We start from the raw sequence: 23,746 nt of genomic DNA on the forward strand, positions 1-23,746 counted from the left end.
GTGTCTATGATTGTTCCATTATGGGTGTCTTGGTTATTGTAGGTTGAAGATGTTCTAATACTCATTCGTTTATAATTAGAGAGAGAGAAATGCGGCTATACCACACATCAACTGCACCAATTCTATTTTGCAAAGAAGGTAACTTGTTATTCATGAGTAAATATCCACCTAGTTACCAAGGGCTCCACGCATGGCATGATAAAGCTATTGCTAAAGGCAGAACTACATATGGCGACAATGATTTCCTGTACGAGTTCGATTATCCAATCGAATCTATTGACGGACTAGTTAGCGTTAATCACGTTGATATATTTTTTAAAGAGAGTGAACCCATTAATGAAATTGCGGTAAAACTAAAAGAAGATACGGGCTCTGGTGTCAACCAATACCACGTTGTGGTTCTTGATTATTCGCTAATAAGTAACTGGCGAAAGCTAGATGCAATACTCTGATAAGCGTTTAAATGAAGCCAACTATAAGCCTTCAGACAGTGTGCTTTTACAAGAAGAAAAAACAAAGGCACCCAATGTTAATCTTAACGATGGGTGTCTATGATTGGCTTTGGCACGACGAACTACACGACTACAGCAGTGATAGTAAGGCGTATCTTCCAAGCTTATTAGCGTACTTCTTGCGCGGGGCATAACAACCTCCTACTTCAGCAATAACTAAACCAACAGTTAAAGCTTAGTAAGAGGCAGCAAAACATGCCATTAAGGCTGGGTGTCTATGATTAGCTATTGTTCGGCTTCCATGCCTCTCGTTCGAAAGCTCAATAACTTCGTTATCTCTCACCTTGTTTTCGACGGCCTCAGCCGCATCTACACTAGGTTAGACAAGCGGTAAACTGAGGCTTATCAGTTAAAAGTTTAATATTAAAAAGCACTAAGACAATCTCCTCATTGATAGTCATCAAGCTTAAAAGCTATTAATCTCAGTAGCTTTTTCAGTCAAATAGCAGATAAAATAAGCTTCATAATTATCAAGCTGCTAGTTAATCATTTATAGCTAGACAGTAGAACGGATGCTATTGATAAATGATTCTAAAAACTAAATCCCCGCAAAATGCGCGATCCGCTCAAGCGATTGCAGGCCAGCAACAAGAACAAAATGTGGCGTTCTTTCTGCGCCGTGCCTATAAAGATCACCCACAGGTGTTAGTGATCAACGATTTCAAGTTTCGCTTTAACGACGAAGTCGCCCAAATAGACCATCTCATCGTGTATACCTACGGTTTTGTCTTAATTGAGTCGAAGAGCATCAGAGGTCAGGTAAAGGTCAATCAAAAACAGGAATGGACGCGCAGCCTAAGCACTTATCAAGGCAAGACTGACAAGTGGCAAGGTATGCCCTCGCCCATCAAGCAAGTCGAGCTGCAGCAAGCCCTGTTACTCGAATTATTAATGCATCATCGCAGTGAGATATTAGGCAAATTACTCGGCCTAAAACAGCAAGGCTTCAAGGGGCGATGCTGGGATCATCTGTGCGCTGTTTCTAGTGATGCTATTATCGATAGAAAATCCATGCCCAAAGCGGTATCAGACAAGCTTATAAAATCTGAATTTCTGGTAGAGAAACTCGACAAGGTGATGAACCTAAAGACTAAGTTTGCCAGATTTATGCATGCTAGCGATACACGCCCAGACTTCAACCAAGAAGAACTCGAATCTGTTGCCTCATTTCTTATCAAGCAACATATCGCACCTCATACGACCGCAACAGAAGCAGCAACTGCAACAGTAGCAAGCCAAACAGCCACCGAGCAAAGCACCGCATCACTAAAAACCACACCAGTAACAGTAGCTGCCAGCACAGCGCCTGCTCAACAAACGCTAGCAAAGACCACGCAACAAGAACCAGTAGAGAAAAGCCAAGCGATACAACTAGTTTTGCGCTGCAAACATTGCGGAGAATCAACGAATTACACCCCAATGTATGGCAAATTCGGCTATTACATCAATTGTAATCAATGCACTAAAAACACGCCGATGAAACAAGCCTGCCCACAGTGCAGCAGCAAGAATACAAGAGTTAAGAAAAGCAAAGAGACTTACACCCTAAGCTGCCAAGAGTGTGGTTGTGGACAACGGGTAATTTAGGGGTTAGATAAGGTTTACTCTAGTCTTACCTATTCATGTAAGAATCAAAAAATTATACAATACTATCAACATCTTGTTGTTAATATTTGCACCGTCATACAATATAATATTTTTTAGGGACAAAAGTTGAAGAAAAAAATACAGTTTTTTCATAAAACAAGAGCAAGAGTTATACAACGAAAAGCCCTAAAAAAGGCTCAACGAAAAACTAGAAGTAAGCAGACTTCTAGTACTGGTCGCCCAAAAAAACTCGGCGCAGCTGAAATAATTTATGCACCTCTCGAGTTTTCTATATATGAGCTAGCTGAAGGTGACACTCAAAAATACAGCGAAGCCATTGATTTTATTGAAAAAATAAAATCAATTGACCATTCTAAATCCTATATTATTGATTTTTCCAATACTGAACGTGTTACAGCGGCAGCTTTGCTACTTCTTTATGCTACGATAGATCAAAAGAAAGTTACTGGGCCAGTAAACTCCTCAATCGTATGGCCACATAGCGATTCAGCAAGAAGGGTTATAGTAAAATCAGGGTTAAATAAGTTATTGCAAAACACTCTAAATACAGAGGAACCTGACTTTTCAAATACTATTATTAGTGGTGTTGGTAATGATAAAGTTGAAAGTCTCATCGATCATATAGAGCAATCTGTATACAAAAATCAAATGGATGACGAGGTTGAATACCTATATGGTGATGCAATATCTGAAACAATTAATAATGTAGGAAGACATGCTTATCCCGAATCAAATGCATCTGATAAAAAATGGTGGATTCTTTGTGATGTAATAGGTGATAAACTATTTGTACTTATTTATGACTGTGGAATTGGTATCCCTAAAACGGTTGTCAAAAGAAACTGGTTTATTAGTTCTGTAGAAAAATTTTATCCTGAGCAATATGCCGAAGCCAAACAGGCTCCTGCGAGTCAAAGCAAATTGTATTTTTTTGGCTCTTTAAAGGACGAAAATCTTATTGATCTTGCGATGAAGCAAGATGTAACAGGAACTCTCAAAAGTAAACACGGTCAAGGAAGTAAGAGCATTAAAGCTCTAGTCAGCGAAACTCATAGAGGAAAGTTGTGGATTTACAGCAATAAAGGGCTTTTAACTTTTAAGAATGTTGACACCCCGGTAGACTTGCACACCCTCAACAAAGGATTTCCTGGAACTTTAGTACAGTGGAACATTAAAATATCATGAAAACTAAGAAGCTAAAGAATATTGTAGTTACAGATTTCCATCCAAAGCCTTACGGTAGGTATACAACTGATGGCCCTGGTTGTGAATTATCAAGTGGTGAGGTCTTTAGAGATAAAGTTTTAGCTCCAGCCCTAAGAGATTATGATTTAGTTCATGTAGACTTAACTGGATATAACAGGTACGGCCGGTCTTTTCTTGATGAAGCCTTCGGAGGGTTAATAAGGGAATCTGGCTTCAACTATCAAGAACTTAAAGAAAAACTAACATACGACCATGAATCTGTGAAAAGTATTTTACAAGTTATAGATGAACGAATTGAAGCTGCAGAAAGGGATAGGAATAGCTAAGATGTCAACATGGCAATTCAGCGTTCAAATCCTAAGTTGGCTATTCATTTTTTACTTACATATCAGAAACTTAAGGAAATCTGAAATATCTAAACTAAAAGAAAACATTTTAACTACTCTCGATAAACTACCCGAAACTTACTGCAAAAAACTCGATTATGACGAAATAAGTGTTCTAGATGCAGAGGAAACACTCTCAATGCTAGTTAATCGGATTGAGTTTCAGGTAATCAGCTTGAATAAATACGCAAACAAGATCATTTTTGAACCTTCTCGCTTATCAGTATTAAGAAGTATCGAGCTAACAGAGCATAACTTGAAGAAAGAAAGCATTGATAGGCATAAGCTAGAGAAGAGTATTCTAGAAAAAATAAGTGACTTAACCGAAGAAATTGAGAGTTCATACATTACTGAGACTTATAGCAAAAATCCATTAAGATCATTTATCGAAACAAGAAGGTATGAAATAAAAGGAGCAACTTTTGGAGCCCTCCTAATCTACGTATATAGTGTTTTTTTTCAAATAATATACTGAGATTTAAGTTAGCCTCACGTCAAAACATAACCGAGATTACAGTGTAACTAATTACGCATTAAATCCGATACCGTTAGGTATCGGGGCTTCATCTATTCACCAAGAGCTCTTTTACAAGAAATGGCTTTAAGCTTAAAGGCTATAGACCAGCAACCCTTTTACTAATTTTGCCCATTAAAAAAACCGACACTGTTGCCAGTCTCGGGTTTTATTTTTAGGTATTGCTCTTAGCTTTCAAACTAAAAACAGAGGCCTATGGGGTAGACGTTTTTACGTAGGATAAATCGTGTTAGAACAAGGCTTCTTGCCACGACGTTTAGTTTTCAGCTCTCAACCATTAAGAGTGGCAAAGCAACGCAAACACTCGCTCGCCAGAAAACAAAAAGCCCCGATACCGTTAGGTATCGGGGCTTTTTTGGCTTTAAGCTTTTGAGCTATAGACCAGCAGAGTATTTTTGCTAATTTTGCGCCGGATAAATCGTGTTAGTACAAGGCGCTGTGAGCGACGCGTAGTTTTCTTACGCGAGCGAGCAGCAACGCCGTAATCACCGATTTAGACCAGCAAAAAAGCAAAAATTACATCATGCCGCCCATACCGCCCATACCACCCATGCCGCCCATGCCGCCCATATCAGCTGCATCTTCTTTAACTTCAGCAACCATACACTCTGTCGTGATCATTAGGCCGGCAATTGAAGAAGCGAACTGTAGTGCGCTACGAGTTACTTTAGTTGGGTCTAGGATACCCATCTCTAGCATGTCGCCGTATGTGTCGTTACCTGCGTTGTAACCGTAGTTACCGGTGCCGTTCTTAACGTTGTTAGCAACAACTGAACCTTCTTCACCCGCGTTAGCCGCGATTTGACGTAGTGGCGCTTCCATTGCACGTAGTGCGATGATCACACCGTGCTTCTGGTCTTCGTTGATTACGTCTAGCTCACCGATTTTGCTTGCTACGCGTACTAGTGCAACACCACCACCAGCAACCACACCTTCTTCAACCGCTGCGCGAGTTGCGTGTAGTGCGTCTTCTACGCGTGCTTTCTTCTCTTTCATTTCAACTTCAGTTGCTGCGCCAACCTTGATTACGGCTACGCCGCCAGCAAGTTTAGCCATACGCTCTTGAAGCTTCTCTTTGTCGTAGTCTGAAGTAGACTCTTCTGCTTGAATTTTGATCTGTGCAACACGTGCTTTGATCTGAGTCTCTTCGCCGTTACCGTCGATGATAGTCGTGTCATCTTTAGTGATAATAACGCGCTTAGCCGTACCTAGATCTTCTAGAGTCGCTTTTTCTAGCTCTAGACCAATCTCTTCAGCAATAACAGTGCCGCCAGTTAGGATAGCGATGTCTTGTAGCATTGCCTTACGACGGTCACCAAAGCCTGGCGCCTTAACAGCTGCAACTTTAACGATACCGCGCATGTTGTTCACAACTAGTGTTGCTAGTGCTTCACCTTCAACGTCTTCTGCAACGATAAGCAGTGGCTTACCCGTTTTAGCTAGACCTTCAAGGATTGGTAGCAATTCACGAATGTTAGATACTTTCTTGTCTACTAGAAGGATGAATGGGCTTTCTAGTTCAACGCTGCCAGTTTCTGGCTTGTTGATGAAGTATGGAGATAGGTAACCGCGGTCGAACTGCATACCTTCAACTACGTCTAGCTCGTTCTCTAGTGCTTGACCTTCTTCAACTGTGATAACGCCTTCTTTACCCACGCGCTCCATCGCAGTTGCGATGATTTCACCAATTGACTCGTCAGAGTTAGCAGAGATAGTACCTACTTGAGCGATAGCTTTAGTATCAGAACACTCTTGAGATAGGTTTTTAAGCTCGGCAACAGCAGCAACTACCGCTTTGTCGATACCGCGCTTAAGATCCATTGGGTTCATACCCGCTGCAACAGCTTTTAGGCCTTCAGTAACGATTGCTTGCGCAAGTACTGTAGCAGTAGTAGTACCGTCACCGGCTGCATCATTGGCTTTAGAAGCAACTTCTTTAACCATCTGTGCGCCCATGTTTTCGAACTTGTCTTCAAGCTCGATCTCTTTAGCGACTGACACGCCATCTTTAGTGATAAGCGGAGCACCAAAGCTCTTGTCTAGTACTACGTTACGACCTTTTGGGCCTAGAGTTACTTTAACTGCGTTAGCAAGAATGTTTACGCCCGCTAGCATTTTTACGCGTGCGTCATTACCAAATAATACTTCTTTAGCTGCCATCTTTAATATCCTTTCAATTCTTTTTAGCCGTGGTTACACAGTTGCGCCAACAACGGCATTAATGATTTGTATGTTGCAAGAGTATGGGATTAACCCACTACAGCCATTAGATCTGATTCAGATAGGATCAGAACTTCTTCACCATCAATCTTCTCTTTTTTCACGCCGTAACCTTCGTTGAAGATAACGATATCGCCAACTTTAACGTCTAAAGGCATTAGGTTACCGTTTTCAAGAATGCGTCCATTGCCTACAGCAAGAACTTCACCACGGCTAGATTGTTCAGCAGCACTACCTGTTAGTACGATGCCACCAGCTGACTTTGATTCAACTTCTGAACGCTTAACAATGACACGATCATGTAATGGACGAATGTTCATCGATGGATGCTCCTATTATTTTTGTTTACCTGAACAGTGTGTCAGGCGAGTAAAGTTAGTAACGACTCGACTCGATTTCACTTAAGTAAAATCAAAACTGCCGCTTGATGTTCGATACATGGGGGTTAATGTCGCTAGATCCAAGTCCTATTTACAAAATAAATCCGTTTTTTTTGACCCGGCCGGATAAAATTTGTGGCAATCCTGATAGAATTCGCCCTCCGAGTAAAGACTAGGCAAGACTTCCCTATGAGAGACAGACACGGGCTGCTAACTCAGCCAATTGGTCGTGTACTGCTAAATATGAGCCTTCCAAACCTGATTGGTATCTTAACCATTCTCGGGTTCAGCCTCGTTGACACTTTTTTTATCAGCCAATTAGGTACCGAATCCCTCGCGGCCATCAGCTTTACCTTCCCGGTAACGCTTATTATCTCTAGCATTGCCATTGGCATTGGCGCAGGAGTGTCGACCAATCTAGGGCGCTTAATTGGCGGCGGCCACGCGGATAAGGCCAAGGTATTCTTGCACGACGCCTTGATGCTGACCTTTTTGCTAATTGCCTTTATCGCTCTGCTTGGCAGCCTGTGCATCGACCCACTATTTAGCCTGCTTGGGGCCAACGATTCGAGCTTACCGCTGATCCATGACTATATGTTTATCTGGTATCTGGGGGCACCGCTGCTAGTGCTGTTGATGGTAGGTAACCAAGGCCTGCGCGCCACCGGAGATACCCGTTCTCCGGCCAAGATAATGATGCTAGCGGCGCTAATTAACCTTATTCTCGACCCGCTACTGATCTTCGGTATCGGGCCTTTTCCGCGCTTAGAGATTGAGGGCGCGGCCATTGCAACTGTGATCTCTTGGGTAGTGGCATTGTCACTGTCGACCCATCTGCTGATCTTTAAGCGTCATCTTGTGGATTTCGTTGAGCCCAATATAAAGCGCCTCAAATGCAACTGGAAGCAGCTGGCACATATTGCTCAGCCAGCGGCGATGATGAATCTGCTAAACCCGCTGGCTAATGCCATTATTATGGCCATGCTGGCCCGCATCGATCACAGCGCGGTGGCGGCCTTTGGTGCCGGTACCCGTTTAGAGTCGGTGATGCTGATTGCGGTAATGGCACTGTCATCTAGCCTAGTGCCGTTTGTGGCGCAAAACTTGGGCGCGGGGCAAACTCAGCGTGCCCGCGGCGCACTGATGCTGTCACTTAAGTTTGTATTGGTGTTTCAAACCTTGCTGTATCTGCCGCTACTGTTTTTAGCCAAGCCGCTAGCCGAGCTATTTAGTAGCGACCCGCAAGTGATTGAGTGGCTCACCTTCTATATTCTGGTGCTACCCGCCGCCTATGGCCCACTGGGGATTGTGATTTTAGTGGCGACCTCGCTTAACGCTTACCACAGGCCAATGAGCTCGCTGGTGTTAAACGTGTGCCGATTATTCCTAATAATGCTGCCGCTGGCGGCTTTAGGCTCATACTTGGGTGGCGTTAAAGGCCTACTCTTGGCATTGCCTATCACTAACGCCATCATGGGTATCGCCTGTTATGTGTTGGCGACACGGATCTCTGAGCCAGAGAAAACCGATATTAAGGTGAGCCAAGCCTAGTTATGATAAGTAGCCAGAATAAATAGTCTTAATAAGTAGCCGCAATAAATAGTCGTAATAAATCAGCTTAAGGCTATCGCCAACCACTAAGGAGCAGCACTATGCACGCCGTCGATCAAATCTTTAATGATGAAGACTTTAGCGATCAAGACTTGCAAGATGCTCGCTTCGAGCGCTGCAGCTTCTACCACTGCCGCTTTAACCATGCCGATCTTACCGACGCAGAGTTTATTCAGTGTAAATTTATCGTACCCGGTGAAGATGAGGGCTGTGACTTTAGCTACGCCACCTTAACCAGTGCTAGCTTTAAGCACTGTAACTTGAGTATGGCGCTGTTTAAAGGCGCACGCTGTTATGGCCTTGAGATGCGTGAATGTAACTTGCAAGGCAGTGATTTTAGCCGCGCAAGCTTTGCCAATTACATTACCCCTAAGAGTTATTTCTGCTCGGCATACATCACCGCCTGTAACTTGGCTTATGCCGACTTGAGCGAGCTGTTATTAGAGGAGTGCGAGCTGTTCGATAATCGCTGGCGCGGCGCTAACCTGACTGGTGCGTCGATGAAAGGCAGCGATCTAAGCGGCGGTGAATTCTCTCCCGAGCAGTGGGGTAGCTTTGAGCTTAAGGGCGCTAACCTGACTCGTATCGAGCTCGATGGTTTAGATCCACGCGTGGTGGAGCTCGATGGTGTGATGATCAATCAGTGGCAGCAAGAGCAGTTGCTGGCGCCGCTAGGGCTGATAGTGACACCTGATTAAGCAAGCCTCTTTTCGCTCAAAGTTTGTCCAGCATCAAGCTTTCGGCTATCCCTAGCCAAAGAAACCGCTCACAAGCTCAAGCCTCAAACCATAAGCAGCAAGCGCGACTATACTTAAGAAAACGATAACCTAGGCTCGTATACACGACGCCTTACCTAAGGAGGTCCCCATGACCGCCCTCAAAGTCGTATTGTTAACCGCGATAATATTTTTGGTGTTCTTCCTCGGCCTAAAACCCAATATTAGCTTTAAACACCAAGTGCAGCCCATATTCCAAGCCTCCTGTATCGAGTGCCATTCAGGTAGCGGCGAAGGCTCGGCGCGCTCAGGTTTAGTGCTCGATAGTTATGCCAGCCTGATGCGAGGCACTAAGAATGGTCCGGTGATTGTCGCTGGCAGCCCAGCTTCCAGTACCTTATACCTGGCTATCGACCACCAGCTCGACACTTCGATTCAGATGCCGCCCCATCATGATGATCATTTAAGCCAAGGTGAAAGCAAACCATTAACTCAAGAAGAGATTAGCTTGATCAAAGAGTGGATTGAGGAAGGTGCCCAAGACAATTAGGCAAAAAAGCCAATGTCACTGAGAAGTGGCATTGGCGCTATTTTTGTCATTGATATTTTTGGACTTGATGGCTAACAATTCAAAGTTAGATTATTCATGTTAATCCTCGGTTTTAAATCATCGACTTGATCGCCCCGCGGATCTTCACTTCTCTGTCACATCGACCACTGCCACTACCCATGCACTCTTCCATCGCAGTCATCATATAGTCAATAAATCGTTGACTCGCCAAGCTAATAAAGCGTCTCGATGGATACACTAAGAAGCACTTGCCCTCGTAGGGCTCGACATCTTCAAACAGCATCTCTAGCTCTCCACTAGCGATATGCTCTTTAGCGAAAGGCAATGGCATCATGGAGATCCCCCGTCCCATCAGGGTCGCCTCTAAACAAGTCGCAAGGCTATTTACACACAAGTTGCCCTTTACCGACAGGGTGCGGTCTTTACCAAAGGGCACCTCATTAAAAATCCGCCCATTTGGGTAACGGAACAGAATGGAGTTGTGCTGCGGTAACTCATCGGGACTTGTGGGACGCCCCGCTTTTGCTAAGTATTCTGGACTGGCAAAGAAGTGCACCATTTCGCTAATGACGTGCCGCGCCACCATCTCGTTTTCATTGAAGGCATCTTCGAGCATAAAGGCCAAGTCGATGTTGTTGCGGATCATATCTTGCGGCTCAGTACTGACGATGATCTCTACCGTTAGCTCGGGGTGCAGATCCATAAACTCAAAAATAGCATGGGTAATATGGATAAGCTCTGGCACCGGAAAGATTAAGATGCGCAGGTGTCCCGTCACCTCCGATTCTTCACCGCTGAGCTCAGATAGCGTCTGCTCCAGCGTTGCCAACATAGCGGTACTTTTATCGTAGAAATGGCTACCCGATGCGGTTAAGGTCATGGCGCGACTCTGGCGATGAAACAGTTTCACATTGAGTTCGTCTTCGAGTGCCTGCAAGCGTCGGCTCAGGGTCGATTTTGGCAGGTTTAGTATGTCTGCCGCCTCGACTAAACTACCGGTTTCGACAATTCGATGGAATAGGGCAATATCTTCTGTTTTCATCTAAAAAATCTCTAGCATTTAACGTACTGACTACGGACAACTATCACTTTGCTCACAGTTGTGACGGCAAAGCAAGCAAAAGAAGTTCCATTTTTCGGAACTCATGATTCCACATAATTCCATTTTACTCAACTCAAAGTCCTGCTATCTTTGCTCCCCCTAAATATTGGCCTTTCGTTATATGGAATTTGCGTTATGAAAAACCTGACAACTACACTTTCACTCCTTATCTTGACTGCAGTCATTTCAGGTTGTAACGCAGAGTCTAGCGAGGCTGTAAAGCCTAGCGTGCGCCCAGTTAAACTGCTTGAAATCACCGATATCAATGCGGGTTCGCTGCGAAGCTTCCCTGCAAAAGTTGCTGCCACTAAGCAAGCAGAACTCGCCTTTCGGCTGTCGGGACACTTAGTAGAGTTTAATCTTGTTGAAGGTCAACAGGTAAATAAAGGCGCCGTATTAGCCCGCCTGGATAGACGTGATTCGCAAAACACCCTGCTTAACCGTGAGGCCGATTATGAATTAGCTAAGGCCGACTTTAAGCGTAAGGGCGAGCTGCTTCGCCGTGAGCTTATCTCACAGGCCGAATATGACTTAGCCTCGGCGCAGTTAAAGTCGTCGAAAGCCAACCTTGCCAGCGCCCAAGATCAGCTCAGCTATACCGAGTTAACCGCTCCCTATGACGGCACAGTCGCTAAGATCTCCATCGATAACTACCAGATGGTCCAAGCTAACCAGCCAGTGCTAGTGCTACAAAAAGACAGCGACATAGATGTGGTGATCCAAGTGCCTGAATCCCTTGCGAGCAAGGTGACTCAATTTAATCCCAACGCCATTACTCAACCTGTAGTGCGATTCGCCAACGACCCAAGCAGCAGCTATGCCGCGCTATTAAAAGAGCATGCAACCCAAGTGACCCCTGGCACCCAGAGCTATGAAGTGGTGTTTACCCTGCCCCGCCCTGCCAATATGACAGTGCTACCGGGTATGAGCGCCGAGCTGACTATGGACATTACACAGCACAATTCTCAAACCCTGGCTGCGATTCTGCCTGCCAGTGCCATTAGTAAACGCGACCAAGATGGCCAAACGGTTGTCTGGGCCTTTGACAGTAAACTAGGCAAGGTAACACAACAGATGGTGACCTTAGGTAAGGTGACAACCGATGGCATTGAGATTGTCGATGGCATCAAGGTGGGTGACCAAGTGGTTGTGGCTGGCGTGCAATATCTGTCTGAAGGGCTTGAGGTTAAGCCACTGCGTTGGCAACGAGGCGTGTAGCGCACCGCCTCAGTTCACCGTCCCCCAACCTTTTTGCCCCTGCTTTACAAGAGAGTTAATTGATGAATTTTGCTGAATATTCCATCACCCACAAAGTCATTAGCTGGATGTTTGCTCTACTGCTGCTCGTTGGCGGCAGCATCTCATTCTTTAGCTTAGGCCAGCTGGAGTTTCCCGAATTTACCATTAAGCAGGCCCTAGTGGTGACAGCTTATCCCGGCGCTTCTCCTGAACAGGTGGAAGAGGAAGTGACCTTGCCACTTGAGGATGCGCTGCAACAACTCGATGGCATCAAGCATATCACTTCAGTAAACAGTGCCGGTCTATCGCAGATAGAGATTGAGATCAAAGAGAATTATGACGCCAGCGAACTGCCACAAGTGTGGGATGAGGTGCGCCGTAAGATCAACGACAAGGCCGTCGAGTTACCGCCAGGGGTACATGCTCCGTCTGTTATCGACGACTTTGGCGATGTTTATGGCATCTTGCTCAATGTCAGTGGTGACGGCTACAGCGACCGAGAGTTACAAAACTACGCCGACTTCTTACGTCGTGAACTCGTGCTGGTCGATGGTATCAAGAAGGTCACCATAGCAGGCATAGTCAACGAACAAGTAGTGGTGGAGATCTCTCAGCAAAAACTCAACGCCTTAGGCTTAGATCAAAACTATATCTATGGCCTTATCAACAGCCAAAATGTGGTCTCTAACGCCGGTAGCATGTTGGTGGGTGATAACCGTATTCGTATTCACCCAACCGGTGAGTTTGATAATGTACGCCAGATGGAGCGCCTGATCATCAGCCCTCCTGGCAGTGCAAAGCTTATCTATCTTGGTGATATAGCCAAGATCTACAAAGACACCGAAGAAACGCCATCGAACATCTATCACGCCAGTGGTAATAAGGCGCTATCTATCGGCATCGCCTTCTCTAGCGGCGTTAACGTGGTTAAGGTCGGTGAAGCGGTCAATGAACGCATGAGTGAGCTTAACAGCGAATTGCCTATCGGTATGGCACTGGATACCGTTTACGATCAAAGCAAGATGGTGGACCAGACGGTCAATGGCTTTCTGGTTAATCTGGCCGAGTCGATTGCGATCGTTATTGGAGTACTACTTGTCTTTATGGGTGTTCGTTCTGGCCTATTGATGGGCTTAGTGCTGCTATTAACGATTTTGGGTACCTTCATAATGATGAATGTGCTCAACATCGAGCTGCAGATCATCTCACTTGGCGCCCTGATCATCGCCTTAGGTATGCTGGTCGACAACGCTATCGTGGTGACCGAAGGGATCTTAATCGGTATCAAGCGCGGCCAGACTCGCTTAGAAACCGCCAAACAGGTGATCTCACAAACTCAGTGGCCACTGCTGGGCGCCACCATTATTGCCATCATCGCCTTTGCCCCGATTGGTTTGTCGGATAACGCCACCGGGGAGTTTTGTGCCTCCTTGTTCCAGGTATTGTTGATCTCGCTGTTTATCAGCTGGATCACCGCCATGACCTTAACCCCGTTTTTCTGCAACCTGATGTTCAAAGATGGCATCGTTAGCGACGATGAAAATGACGATCCCTATAAGGGCTGGCTATTTGGTCTTTATCGCCACAGTCTCAATTATGCCATGCGCTTTAGAGGCCTGACACTGACCTTAGTCGTTGCCGCGCTGATCACATCGGTTATCGGATTTGGCTATGTTAAGAATGTCTTCTTCCCTGCATCGAACACACCTATGTTTTTTGTCGATGTGTGGATGCCAGAAGGATCGGATATCAAGGCAACCGAAAGACTACTAAGCCGAATCGAAACCGACCTACTCGAGCAGCAAAAGACGACAGATACAGGTCTTGTAAACCTAACTACTGTCATTGGCCAAGGCGCACAGCGTTTCGTCCTCTCCTATGTACCGGAAAAAGGTTATAAGGCTTACGGTCAGATCTTGTTAGAGATGACAGATCTGCAGGCGCTTAATAAATATATGCGGTTGCTTGAGCGAGAGCTCAGCCTTAAATTTCCCGAGGCGGAGTACCGTTTCAAGTATATGGAAAACGGCCCAAGCCCAGCCGCTAAGATTGAGGCGCGCTTCTTTGGTGAAGATCCACAGGTGTTACGTCAGCTAGCAGCGCAGGCTGAAACCATCTTAAAAGCTGAGCCGACAGCCGTGGGAGTAAGACACAACTGGCGTAATCAGGTGACCTTAGTGCGTCCGCAGCTAGCGCAGGCACAAGCTCGTGAAACCGGGATCAGCAAGCAAGATCTCGACACCGCCCTGCTAACTAACTTTAGTGGCCAGCAGATCGGCACCTATCGTGAGAACAGCCATCTGCTGCCGATCATTGCCCGAGCCCCTGCCGAAGAGCGACTCGATGCCCAGAGCATCTGGAAACTGCAGGTGTGGAGTCGCGATAACAATACCTTTGTACCAGTTACTCAGGTGGTTTCTGACTTTAGTACCGAATGGGAGGATCCCTTGATTATGCGCCGTGATCGTAAGCGAGTGATCTCAGTGCTCGCCGATCCGATTAACGGCGCAGATGAAACCGCCGACTCAGTTTTTAGAAAGATCAAGGCCGATATCGAAGCGATCCCACTGCCTGCAGGTTACGAGCTTGAATGGGGCGGTGAATATGAAACCTCAATGGAGGCACAGGAGTCGGTATTTAGTTCTATTCCGCTAGGTTACTTGGCGATGTTCCTTATCACTGTGTTGCTATTTAACTCAGTTAGGCAGCCGCTAGTGATCTGGTTTACCGTTCCGTTAGCACTGATCGGTGTGGTATCTGGTCTATTGCTATTCGATGCCCCCTTTAGCTTTATGGCGCTACTAGGACTGCTGAGCTTAACGGGTATGATTATCAAGAACGGTATCGTACTCGTGGATCAAATTAACCTCGAGCTATCCCAAGGCAAAGAAGCCTATCAGGCGGTTGTCGACTCAGCCGTGAGTCGCGTGCGACCTGTATTGATGGCCGCCATTACGACTATGCTAGGTATGCTACCACTCTTGTCTGATGCCTTTTTTGGATCGATGGCGATCACCATCATCTTCGGCCTTGGATTTGCGTCAGTACTAACATTAATCGTTTTGCCGGTGACCTACACCTTAGCCTTCAGAATTCCTTACTCAGGTAAGCACAGCTAAATAAGGAGGTCGATTCTTAAGTCGCCTATGTAAAAACTGTCACGGCAGTGACATCAACCCCAAATTGCTTCCCGGCGCCCTCCTGGCTCAGTGAATCACCACTGTGTCAGGAGGTTTTCTCTTTCTTGCTTAAACAAAAATTTATGAGTATTCCCAGCTATTGCCTGTTACTGTAATAACAAGTTTTAAAAGGGCTCAGAAAATGAATCATTCCTGTCGTAATCAAATTGCCAGCAGCCTATTTATATTCACTGCGCTGTTTGCTATTCCAGCCATGGCAACTGAGCCAACAAAATCTGACGAATATGCTATTGGAGTCATGGTCAAATCCCTCGATAATGCCATTGCTCACCCGTCGAATGAATCACTTAGCATCATCACCAATTACGGCACGGATTCGCGCTATTATGTGATGATTAGAGGCTGGTTAGTACAAGAACTGCTGGGGGCTGAGAGTCAGCTTGACGCTTATCACTCTGATGATCTGGATAACAGCCAAGCTGAGCAAAAATCTAAGCTGCAGCAGAAAGTCGATTTTCTTAAGCAAGCGATCCGCCGTATCGATCTAGAGTAAGCTATCTTCCGCCTTTTATAGGGCCTCGATTGAATCAATGACGAATAACATATGAAAACTTCAGTAAAGGCAGCACTGCTGTCAGCCTTTATCTGCCCCGGCAGTGGCCATTTTTATCTAAAAAAGCGCGCCATGGGTAACATCTTATTAGTTAGCAGCCTTGCCGCTCTCTCTTTTCTACTGTGGCATGCTTATCAGCGCGCACAGCAGATCTCGCAGCAAATATTAAATGGTGAAATACCACTGCAACTCGATGCCATCTATAGCGCAGTGACTCAGGCACCTGTGGGTAACGAGGCGCTCTATATCAATATCGCCACTATCGGCTTTATTCTGGCTTGGGGTATTGGCATCATTGACTCTTATCGGCTAGGTAAAAAACAAGATGATGCAGGGCTTCATTGATAACCCTCTTTCAGGACAATACACAGACATAAAAAAGGGCTACTCGTCAGTAGCCCTCTTCACTCACATCTAACCGTTACATACTTGCATCGAGCAGTGCTTCTGTTTTAGAGAAATCGTGCTGGCTAGAGGGATGTGTGTGTTTCACTGGCTCAACATGTGGATTCTTAGCAAAGTCATAACCACTGGTTGCGGCTAACGTCTTTGAAAAATCGTGTCGAGTTGAGGTGCGTTCAACTTTGTTAAACTGCAGGGATGCAGCGGATACATTTTTAGAAAAATCATAATCAGCACGTGCAGCTGATGTCTTCGAAAAATCTGGTCGTTCTGCCATTGCTGAGGTAGAGATACAGCCAATCGCTAGTGTTAAGGCTACGCTGGTTAACTTATTCATATACAACTCCAATCTTATTTGCCTACATTCGCTTAACAAACAGCCTACATGATCTATCTGTTTTAGAGAATGAAAAAGACACAAATATTGCATTTTGATACAATTTGAACAGGAAAATATCGGTTTAAGATGACTCGTTATGCAATTGGAGGGGGGGTAACAATATGAAGTTTAACGGTTTTAACCGACCAGCTCGGCCCGTCGATTCCACCTCGACTAATGTTCTGTTTTAGCGACAAAACACACATTGGACCTAGCCCTGGAGCGCAGCTACTGTGACTTGTGCAATGTCCAGAGGCCAACATCTGACAACTTGCCTCGCAAAGTGATGCACTCACTTGCTCACCAATTTCCGCAACTAAGCTAAATAGGCTCGAGGCCTTATTGGTGGCACTCACATCATTTTGCGCAAGCTCGTTCTTAACAAAGTTTGCCTCAATATCGGACAGAACAATGGATTGTGGCAGGTGACCTTCAAGCTGATGTAACTGATCGGGCAACGCCATAGCTGGGGTCAGTAGAAACTGCCCCAACAAGGAGATAAGTAATACCCAATGAGTTAAACGTCTGGCCATTAATGAATAGAAGGAAAATGAAATCTATCCAGTAGACCAAAGGATGCAAAGATAGTTTCAATGACGAAGCAATTAATTGATTTTTTATAAAAAAAGCGCGACCACTCGCGCTTTTTGCTATCTCTTTATATCGCTATTAATTACCGCAGTTAAATCGGTGATCCTGGCGGCAGTGCCAACGGCTGAGTAATCAGCTTGTACTTAGCATCCTTAAGCCCCTTTTCAATGCCTTGTTGTAACCAGGCATAATGGGCCGCTTCATAGGCACTCACTCGCTTCACCTTACGCTTAAGCTGCTTCACCGTATAGGCTAAACGCTCAGCCAATTGCGCCTTAACCTCAGGTCTTGTCTTAGGAGCATGGTAAGCCGCTAACAAGCTATCTATGGTCACAGTGTTAACTCGCATCCACACACCTAGCTCTGGTCCTGTCGGGATATCGCTAAACACTGTGCTTGCGAGCACCTTATCTGTCAGCTTAGAAACAGATAGCTGTTCTTTATCACTCAGGTAGGCCTGATTGACACGGTTCATACGCTCTGGGGCATAGATTTGCGTCAGGGTTAAACGGCTCAACACCTCCGCCATACCTAAGGGATCAGTAATCACTCCTAGGCCTGAATCGAAGCTCTCGCGAGTCTTATAGTAGTTACCCGCCTTAGGCACTAACACTTGCTCGAGACTCTCTTCCACGGCGAGTTCATCTGGCGATAGTGTCGCTAATAAGGCCTCTAGTGCCTGCAACTGCATGGCAGGGGCAACATAGTGCCAGCTTTTACTATCGACTCCATCACCATAGTCATAGGTGGTGCCGCCAATCATCTTAGCCGCAGCCGCAATCTGAAAGCGGGTTAGCAGATAGATAGGCACAAACGCATCTTGTAGTTCGCCTTGTGGCTGCTCAGCCAGTAGCGCATCGGCAGAGAAGTCTGCTATTGCCTTGGCGCGTACTTCACCTAGTCGCGTCAGTTCGGCTACAGGATCGTTACCGTTATCCCAAAGGCTGGCATAGGCATTACTCGCCCCCGCTGAGCGAGAATCTGCCTCGCCGATATATCTCAGACCTTGTTTAGCCACATCGCCTCTAAGCTTTGCAAGCCCTAGTGCTTCCTCTTCTGCAGCGCCGTACTCACCATAGCCATAGGCCACGGTGTATTTATCCCATGCACCTATGCCTTCATCGTAAGGCTTACTGATATCAATTTTATCGCCGTTGATGGTCACCATAGGGTGTGGATAGTCCATCACCGAGGCGTTGTTATTACTCGATGCAGAGAAGTTATGATCCAGCCCCAATGTGTGTCCAACCTCATGGGCTGACAACTGGCGAATACGTGCAAGCGCGAGTGCCATCGAAGCTTCGTCTGCAGCGGCTCGGTCTTCCCAGCCTGCGGTTAGTCCGCGGGCGATAAGGTGATCTTGGCGAACGCGTTGGCTACCAAGAGTCACATGACCCTTAATGATTTCACCTGTGCGCGGATCGGTAACCGCTGAGCCGTAAGACCAGCCACGAGTAGCGCGGTGCACCCACTGGATCATGTTGTAGCGTACATCTTGTGGATCGGCATCTTCTGGCAAGAGTTCGACTTTGAAACCATTAATAAAACCGGCATGAGTGAAGGCATCTTCCCACCAGCTTGCCCCCTCTAACAGCGCCGTTCTAATCGGCTCTGGGACACCGGGATCGAGATAATAGGTAATAGGCTTAACCACTTGACTTGGCGCCGAGCCTGGAGTCACCTTTTCGAGTCGGTGACGCAGCAAGAATCGCTGACGAATATCTTCATCGACACGGGTGCCGTAATCGAGATATTCATCCGATAAGTAACCGCTTAGCGGATGATAAGCGCGGGCCTGATAGCCCTCATCGGGTAGCGCGACAAAGGAGTAACGTAAGCGAACCGATAAGTGCTTGCCATCGGGTGTTACCTGCGCCACATAGTTACCCGCCTTGGCGGCATTGAAGGTTAACAGAACGTCGATATCGCTATTGCGCTCGAAGGATTTGACTCCTTCAGGCAAGATCAACGACTTTGATGGATCTAACTGATAGCTGCCCTGCTTAGTCTGCTCTAACACATCACTAATACCGTGCAGATCGTTAACCACTAAGTCGTTAATCGCCACCAGATTACGCTTACCAGTTACCAGTTTACCTCGCCATAACACAGACTCGGCAAAGGCTTCCTTTACCGCTCGCTGCTCGGCAGCATTTTCGGTATTGGCGCGATAGTGGGTATTGAGCTGCTTTAAAATCAGGTACGGGCCATGACGCTCAAATTGCACCATACGAGTGCGGCCAAGCTGACCTCTGTCTAGCCCTATATCATTGGATCCGACACCATGGGGCAAGCTAGTAAGCATTAAGAAGGGTTTATCTAGCTTATTGGCTTCTAGGTAAAGTTCCCCCGAGGCTTTGTCATAAAACAGATTGATGAAACCTGTCGCTGCCTGACTGTTTTTAATCAGTGTGGCGGTATTTGTGGTGGCAGCCACAGCGCTAGTCATAGGTACAACGGCGAGTGCGATAGCCAGCGCGAGCTTATAGGGTCTCATTCGATCTCCTTGATCTTTGTTGTCGCTATCGTATTCGCTTACTTACAATAGACTTTATTATTAATGAGTAGCTTGGAAGCTAATTTGACGTTTAGCTTAATAAATAGGCTTGCCCTTTAGCAAGCCCATCTTGGTCTATTTGAACAAGTATCACTTAGGTTAGGCTCAAGCCGCAGTTAAGCGGCTCCGATTTAAGACTTCCTGCCACACTCACCAATCCAGTGGCTCAAGGTGTCAAACAACTCGGTGAGCACGATTGGTTTAGTAATATGAGCGTTCATTCCTGCAGCCAAACTCTTCTCTCTGTCACCCGACATGGCATGAGCCGTCATCGCGATCACAGGTAACTCGTCGACAGGGTAGCGTTTTCTAAGCTCCTTGGTCGCAGTAAGACCGTCCATCACTGGCATCTGAATATCCATCAACACCGCGTCATACTTGGCCTTATCAAGCATATCCAGGGCAATTTGGCCGTTTTCGGCAACATCGACCGTGTAACCTGCACTCTTAAGCAGCTCGGTAGCTACCTGTTGGTTGATAAAGTTATCTTCCACCAGCAGCACATAGCCAGCGTCTTGGTCGGCTTCCTCTTCATTAGCCTCCGGTAACGGATTTAAACTCGGCTCATCGGCGAAGGCCGAGATAATCTCATCGAATAGCGAAGAGGCCTTAAACGGTTTCTGCAGCAGGGCGAAGACGTTGGCCGCCTCCACATCTTTTTGCATCGGCTCTGCGGTGTAAGCAGTCATCATGATGATAATGGGCCGCTTCTCTAAACGGCCATCGGCTACCATCTGATCGATCTGCTTGATCACCTCGACGCCGTCCATCTCTGGCATCATCCAGTCGAGCAATAGCAGATCTACAGGGTTCTTACTTAGTTTATATAAGCCCTCGGGGCCGCTGGCGGCGGTATCGACATTAAAGTGGAAGTCTCGCATCACACTCGAATAGATCTGCAGCGCCGTCGGGTTATCATCGATAACTAAGGTCTTTAGGTTACCTAAGGTCTCAGGCACCACTAGAGGTAGCACCTCGCCTTCTTCGGCAATCTCAAAGCTAATGGTGAAGCTAAAGGTACTGCCCACACTCATCTCGCTCTCGACCTGCATGGTGCCGCCCATCAGTGACACTAAGTGCTTACTGATAGATAAGCCAAGCCCAGTACCACCATATTTACGGGTGGTAGAACCATCGGCCTGAGCAAAGGCATCGAACAGCGTCGCTTGTTGCTCTTTACTGATCCCGATCCCGGTATCGCGGATCCAGAACTTGAGCGTAATACGATGATCTCTCTCGCCCACATCTTCACAGCCAAGTTCAATCTCACCGGACTGAGTAAACTTCACCGCATTCGACAGTAAGTTAATCAGTACCTGCCCGAGACGCAGCGGATCGCCTTCTAAGATCAAGCCTGCGGTCACTGGTGCATAAAGCAGTAGCTCGACTCCCTTCTCTTGCGCCTTTAGCGCGTTAAGATCCAGCGCATGATCCAACACCTTGTCCAGCGGAAAGGCTACGCGCTCAAGCTCTAACTTACCCGCCTCGATCTTAGAGAAATCCAAGATGTCGTTGATGATCCGCAGCAATGAGTGCGCCGAGAAGCCAGCCTTCTCTAGGTAATCTTTCTGCTGCGGCGTGAGCGAGGTGCGCTGTGCGAGCTGCAACATACCTATAATGGCGTTCATTGGCGTACGAATTTCATGACTCATGTTAGCCAAGAATTCACTCTTATACAGGTTCGCCATCTCAGCGTCCTGCTTGGCCTCGAGCATGGCGACTTCGTTGCGTTTATGGCGGGTAATATCCTTGTGAGTTCCCAACATACGCTTAGGTTGGTTGTTAGGGGTGTATTCCACCACTCGGCCACGAGAAAGTAACCAGTGATAACCGCCGCTCTTACCTAACATTCTAAATTCTATATCGAAAGCACCGACTGGATTAGCAAGATATTGCTCGCGATACTCCTCCACTCTTATACGATCGTCCGGATGAATAAGCTCATCGATAGTCGACACCAAGGCAGGGAATTCATTGACCTTGTAACCCAGCATCGAATAGTAAGCCGGATTACAGATGATCTGCTCCGAGTCTAAATACCAGTCCCACAGAACATCTTCTACCGCGTCCATGGCAAGATGATAACGCTCTTCCGATAGACGTAGCTGCTCTGCCGACTCGTACTCACGAGTCACATCACGCCAGACGGCAATCAAACCCAGTAGTTCGCCACGACGGTTGTAGAATGGGATCTTCAAGGTGTCGAGCAGTACAGGCTTACCCGCAAGCTCTACCTTCTCTTGGTAACGAAGCGGTGTTCTCTCGGTCAGTACCCGTTCATCTTCGGCGCGAATTCGTGCCGACTGCTCATCGGCCGTCAAGGCATCGGAGAACTGGCCGATCATCTCACTCTCGCTAAAGCCCAGCATGCGCTCCGCCGACTTGTTGCAGCCTAGGTAGCGACCCTCTTTATCTTTAAAGACAATCGCCTCTGGGATCGAGTCCAATAGCGATCGTAGCAAGACATATTCCTGCTCACGCCGCTCGGTGGTGTCTTTTAGCCTTTCGGTACGCTGGGCCACTAGCTTATCGAGTCGCCTGTTTTGCTCCGCCAAGTGGCGCGTATACTGTTTATTCTCTTCAAAAATCCGGCTCACCAGCTGGAACCAGGGAGCCCAACCTACGGTGATCTTCTCTGGCGGCTTAATAGGCTCGGCCGAGCACTCCTCTAAATGGGTCAATAATCTAGAGGCAGGGTTAACGAATGAGCGACGCGTCAGCCAGTGAACAATCGTCACCAACACCGATAACGCCATTACCACCAGCACGAAAGTGAGCTCCAGTTTTTCCCATGAATCTTTAAATAATTCATCGACATCTTGTAGATAGAGCAAGCGCCACGGTGCGTTATGTAGCGCCACCGAGTGGATATAATAGCCGTTACGAATAATGCCTTCGTGGGCATCGAATAACTCAGACTCTGGGATCGAATGCAGCTCAGATGGGATCTTCTGACTAATGTGATAGACGCGGTTTACATCTGAGGTATCGATATCACTATGGGTCAGAATATTGTTGTTTTGATCCAGCAAGATCACCGTGCCGGGCATTTTAAAATAGAGGCGAATTTGCTTACGCAATGAAGCAAGGGTCATATCTAAGTTAATCGAGCCGATAAACTCGTCTTCTAGATAGATGGGGATCCCTAGGGTGGTCAGCAATCCTTTCCCCGTAGCTTCAACGTAGGCAGGGCTCCAGGCGACACTGCGCTGAGGATTATTTGATGGTGTGACTAGCTGAAACTGCTTCTTATTAAGTAGTTCATCTCGAAAACGTTGTTCATCTGACGGCCACGGGAAATAAGACATGATGCGTCGTTTAGAGATGTAGTAAATCGATGAGGCTTTTGGCGCGGCTTCGTTAGCCACAGGGAACGACAGAGAAAGCTCAAACAGCATCTCAAGCTCTTGATAGAACTTGTCGCTACGACCATTTAGCGAGCCTGAACCGGTAATGCGGCCCATGTTGGTAAACGGCTCACCACTCTTGGCGTAGGCAGGCTCCAAGGTAAAGAACTGACCACTTTCATTAAACTTTTCATATTGCGGCAGTCGGTCTTTACGCACCAACTCGCCTAAACGTAAATGGTCGACAGCAACGTTACGCAAACTGGTAACGGCTTTCATACTCGACTCAAGCAGCAAGTCCACTTGTAGTACATGGCGCTCAACCATCTCTTCGGTCTGCTCGACCAACTGGGCCTTTTGGCGGTCAAATGACACCCAAGCTGTCGCCAAAGCCATGATGATTACGCCGATATAGGTGTAAAAAACCGCTCTGTTATAGTTCTTTTGAATCGTTGACTTTAGCTGAAGAGTCGGCTCAATCGGTTTCATTTACAACCCTTGGTATGCTCTGTTGAGCTTTATCTCAATATGCCATGCTAATACAGGACTTCTGAGTTAATAATATCAGTAAGATAGCTTTCAATAATAGCTTAAAAATGTAACTTAAAAGTTAAAAAAGACCTCAACGAGT

General features: G+C 46.6%; 19 protein-coding genes and 1 pseudogene. 12 read left to right on the forward strand and 8 right to left on the reverse strand.

Features of this window, described 5'->3' with window-relative positions; all coding sequences use genetic code 11:
• Positions 1 to 152 precede the first annotated feature (152 nt).
• The gene (locus SPEA_RS19375) at positions 153 to 452 is read left to right on the forward strand and encodes a hypothetical protein (protein ID WP_012156878.1); all 300 of its coding nucleotides are present in this window, start codon (positions 153 to 155) and stop codon (positions 450 to 452) included.
• 111 nt (positions 453 to 563) lie between these two features.
• On the opposite strand, the pseudogene SPEA_RS23535 reads toward SPEA_RS19375, so the two are convergent.
• Positions 564 to 644: pseudogene (locus tag SPEA_RS23535) on the reverse strand (Mobile element protein); the annotation flags it as partial.
• 393 nt (positions 645 to 1,037) lie between these two features.
• Between SPEA_RS23535 and SPEA_RS19380 the strand changes: the two are divergent.
• The 4 genes from SPEA_RS19380 (at position 1,038) to SPEA_RS19395 (ending at position 4,187) form a co-directional block, all read left to right on the forward strand.
• Positions 1,038 to 2,099, forward strand: coding sequence for a nuclease-related domain-containing protein (locus SPEA_RS19380; RefSeq protein WP_012156880.1), 1,062 nt, complete (start codon positions 1,038 to 1,040; stop codon positions 2,097 to 2,099).
• A gap of 126 nt (positions 2,100 to 2,225) precedes the next feature.
• Complete coding sequence (locus SPEA_RS19385; RefSeq protein ID WP_012156881.1) at positions 2,226 to 3,305, forward strand: hypothetical protein; 1,080 nt, start codon at positions 2,226 to 2,228, stop codon at positions 3,303 to 3,305.
• Positions 3,302 to 3,652, forward strand: a complete 351-nt coding sequence (locus SPEA_RS19390; RefSeq protein WP_012156882.1) for an STAS-like domain-containing protein — start codon at positions 3,302 to 3,304, stop codon at positions 3,650 to 3,652. Before SPEA_RS19385 ends, SPEA_RS19390 begins: the two co-directional genes overlap by 4 nt.
• Before the next feature lies 1 nt (position 3,653).
• Entirely contained in the window at positions 3,654 to 4,187 is a 534-nt protein-coding gene (locus tag SPEA_RS19395) for a hypothetical protein (RefSeq protein WP_041411111.1), read from the forward strand.
• Between the two features lie 576 nt (positions 4,188 to 4,763).
• Here the strand turns inward: SPEA_RS19395 and groL are convergent.
• Together groL and SPEA_RS19405 are read right to left on the reverse strand one after the other, a co-directional pair.
• Positions 4,764 to 6,407 (reverse strand): chaperonin GroEL, encoded by a 1,644-nt coding sequence (groL, locus tag SPEA_RS19400; RefSeq protein ID WP_012156884.1) that lies wholly within the window; start codon positions 6,405 to 6,407, stop codon positions 4,764 to 4,766.
• Positions 6,408 to 6,496: 89 nt separating this feature from the next.
• Positions 6,497 to 6,787, reverse strand: coding sequence for a co-chaperone GroES (locus SPEA_RS19405; RefSeq protein WP_012156885.1), 291 nt, complete (start codon positions 6,785 to 6,787; stop codon positions 6,497 to 6,499).
• A 249-nt stretch (positions 6,788 to 7,036) separates the two neighbouring features.
• Between SPEA_RS19405 and SPEA_RS19410 the strand changes: the two genes are divergently transcribed.
• The 3 genes from SPEA_RS19410 to SPEA_RS19420 all read left to right on the forward strand — a co-directional run bounded on the left by SPEA_RS19410 (position 7,037) and on the right by SPEA_RS19420 (position 9,724).
• On the forward strand, positions 7,037 to 8,398 hold the full coding sequence (locus tag SPEA_RS19410; RefSeq protein WP_012156886.1) for an MATE family efflux transporter: 1,362 nt from the start codon (positions 7,037 to 7,039) through the stop codon (positions 8,396 to 8,398).
• A gap of 101 nt (positions 8,399 to 8,499) precedes the next feature.
• On the forward strand, positions 8,500 to 9,156 hold the full coding sequence (locus SPEA_RS19415) for a Qnr family pentapeptide repeat protein (protein ID WP_012156887.1): 657 nt from the start codon (positions 8,500 to 8,502) through the stop codon (positions 9,154 to 9,156).
• A 169-nt stretch (positions 9,157 to 9,325) separates the two neighbouring features.
• Positions 9,326 to 9,724: a c-type cytochrome domain-containing protein gene (locus SPEA_RS19420; RefSeq protein WP_012156888.1), complete on the forward strand. Its 399-nt coding sequence runs from the start codon at positions 9,326 to 9,328 to the stop codon at positions 9,722 to 9,724.
• Positions 9,725 to 9,836: 112 nt separating this feature from the next.
• On the opposite strand, the gene SPEA_RS19425 is transcribed toward SPEA_RS19420, so the two are convergent.
• The gene (locus SPEA_RS19425) at positions 9,837 to 10,787 is read right to left on the reverse strand and encodes a LysR family transcriptional regulator (RefSeq protein WP_012156889.1); all 951 of its coding nucleotides are present in this window, start codon (positions 10,785 to 10,787) and stop codon (positions 9,837 to 9,839) included.
• Positions 10,788 to 10,982: 195 nt separating this feature from the next.
• Here SPEA_RS19425 and SPEA_RS19430 point away from each other — a divergent pair, with 195 nt between their 5' ends.
• The 4 genes from SPEA_RS19430 (at position 10,983) to SPEA_RS19445 (ending at position 16,184) form a co-directional block, all read left to right on the forward strand.
• Entirely contained in the window at positions 10,983 to 12,065 is a 1,083-nt protein-coding gene (locus tag SPEA_RS19430; RefSeq protein ID WP_012156890.1) for an efflux RND transporter periplasmic adaptor subunit, read from the forward strand.
• Between the two features lie 62 nt (positions 12,066 to 12,127).
• Positions 12,128 to 15,205 (forward strand): efflux RND transporter permease subunit, encoded by a 3,078-nt coding sequence (locus SPEA_RS19435; RefSeq protein ID WP_012156891.1) that lies wholly within the window; start codon positions 12,128 to 12,130, stop codon positions 15,203 to 15,205.
• Positions 15,206 to 15,407: 202 nt separating this feature from the next.
• Positions 15,408 to 15,779: a hypothetical protein gene (locus tag SPEA_RS19440; RefSeq protein ID WP_012156892.1), complete on the forward strand. Its 372-nt coding sequence runs from the start codon at positions 15,408 to 15,410 to the stop codon at positions 15,777 to 15,779.
• A gap of 51 nt (positions 15,780 to 15,830) precedes the next feature.
• Entirely contained in the window at positions 15,831 to 16,184 is a 354-nt protein-coding gene (locus tag SPEA_RS19445) for a DUF6677 family protein (RefSeq protein ID WP_012156893.1), read from the forward strand.
• A 76-nt stretch (positions 16,185 to 16,260) separates the two neighbouring features.
• Here the strand turns inward: SPEA_RS19445 and SPEA_RS19450 are convergent, their stop codons facing one another.
• From SPEA_RS19450 to SPEA_RS19465, 4 genes are all read right to left on the reverse strand, one after another.
• Positions 16,261 to 16,578: a hypothetical protein gene (locus SPEA_RS19450; RefSeq protein WP_012156894.1), complete on the reverse strand. Its 318-nt coding sequence runs from the start codon at positions 16,576 to 16,578 to the stop codon at positions 16,261 to 16,263.
• A 137-nt stretch (positions 16,579 to 16,715) separates the two neighbouring features.
• The gene (locus tag SPEA_RS19455) at positions 16,716 to 17,153 is read right to left on the reverse strand and encodes a hypothetical protein (RefSeq protein WP_012156895.1); all 438 of its coding nucleotides are present in this window, start codon (positions 17,151 to 17,153) and stop codon (positions 16,716 to 16,718) included.
• A 149-nt stretch (positions 17,154 to 17,302) separates the two neighbouring features.
• A complete protein-coding gene (locus SPEA_RS19460) occupies positions 17,303 to 19,708 on the reverse strand; it encodes a zinc-dependent metalloprotease (RefSeq protein WP_012156896.1) in 2,406 nt (801 codons plus the stop codon).
• A 191-nt stretch (positions 19,709 to 19,899) separates the two neighbouring features.
• Positions 19,900 to 23,604, reverse strand: coding sequence for a response regulator (locus tag SPEA_RS19465; protein WP_012156897.1), 3,705 nt, complete (start codon positions 23,602 to 23,604; stop codon positions 19,900 to 19,902).
• Positions 23,605 to 23,746 lie beyond the last annotated feature (142 nt).

Origin of the sequence: Shewanella pealeana ATCC 700345 (genome assembly GCF_000018285.1) — a bacterium.
In the GTDB taxonomy this organism is placed as follows: Bacteria; Pseudomonadota; Gammaproteobacteria; order Enterobacterales; family Shewanellaceae; genus Shewanella; species Shewanella pealeana.

Bases quoted from the DNA above. Each gene is read 5' to 3' on its own strand.
- SPEA_RS19460 (WP_012156896.1), bottom strand. From the start codon at position 19,708: ATGAGACCCTATAAGCTCGCGCTGGCTATCGCACTCGCCGTTGTACCT.
- SPEA_RS19440 (WP_012156892.1), top strand. From the start codon at position 15,408: ATGAATCATTCCTGTCGTAATCAAATTGCCAGCAGCCTATTTATATTC.
- SPEA_RS19420 (WP_012156888.1), top strand. From the start codon at position 9,326: ATGACCGCCCTCAAAGTCGTATTGTTAACCGCGATAATATTTTTGGTG.
- SPEA_RS19465 (WP_012156897.1), bottom strand. From the start codon at position 23,604: ATGAAACCGATTGAGCCGACTCTTCAGCTAAAGTCAACGATTCAAAAG.
- SPEA_RS19435 (WP_012156891.1), top strand. From the start codon at position 12,128: ATGAATTTTGCTGAATATTCCATCACCCACAAAGTCATTAGCTGGATG.
- groL (WP_012156884.1), bottom strand. From the start codon at position 6,407: ATGGCAGCTAAAGAAGTATTATTTGGTAATGACGCACGCGTAAAAATG.
- SPEA_RS19405 (WP_012156885.1), bottom strand. From the start codon at position 6,787: ATGAACATTCGTCCATTACATGATCGTGTCATTGTTAAGCGTTCAGAA.
- SPEA_RS19380 (WP_012156880.1), top strand. From the start codon at position 1,038: ATGATTCTAAAAACTAAATCCCCGCAAAATGCGCGATCCGCTCAAGCG.
- SPEA_RS19425 (WP_012156889.1), bottom strand. From the start codon at position 10,787: ATGAAAACAGAAGATATTGCCCTATTCCATCGAATTGTCGAAACCGGT.
- SPEA_RS19390 (WP_012156882.1), top strand. From the start codon at position 3,302: ATGAAAACTAAGAAGCTAAAGAATATTGTAGTTACAGATTTCCATCCA.
- SPEA_RS19415 (WP_012156887.1), top strand. From the start codon at position 8,500: ATGCACGCCGTCGATCAAATCTTTAATGATGAAGACTTTAGCGATCAA.
- SPEA_RS19455 (WP_012156895.1), bottom strand. From the start codon at position 17,153: ATGGCCAGACGTTTAACTCATTGGGTATTACTTATCTCCTTGTTGGGG.
- SPEA_RS19430 (WP_012156890.1), top strand. From the start codon at position 10,983: ATGAAAAACCTGACAACTACACTTTCACTCCTTATCTTGACTGCAGTC.
- SPEA_RS19395 (WP_041411111.1), top strand. From the start codon at position 3,654: ATGTCAACATGGCAATTCAGCGTTCAAATCCTAAGTTGGCTATTCATT.
- SPEA_RS19410 (WP_012156886.1), top strand. From the start codon at position 7,037: ATGAGAGACAGACACGGGCTGCTAACTCAGCCAATTGGTCGTGTACTG.
- SPEA_RS19375 (WP_012156878.1), top strand. From the start codon at position 153: ATGAGTAAATATCCACCTAGTTACCAAGGGCTCCACGCATGGCATGAT.
- SPEA_RS19445 (WP_012156893.1), top strand. From the start codon at position 15,831: ATGAAAACTTCAGTAAAGGCAGCACTGCTGTCAGCCTTTATCTGCCCC.
- SPEA_RS19450 (WP_012156894.1), bottom strand. From the start codon at position 16,578: ATGAATAAGTTAACCAGCGTAGCCTTAACACTAGCGATTGGCTGTATC.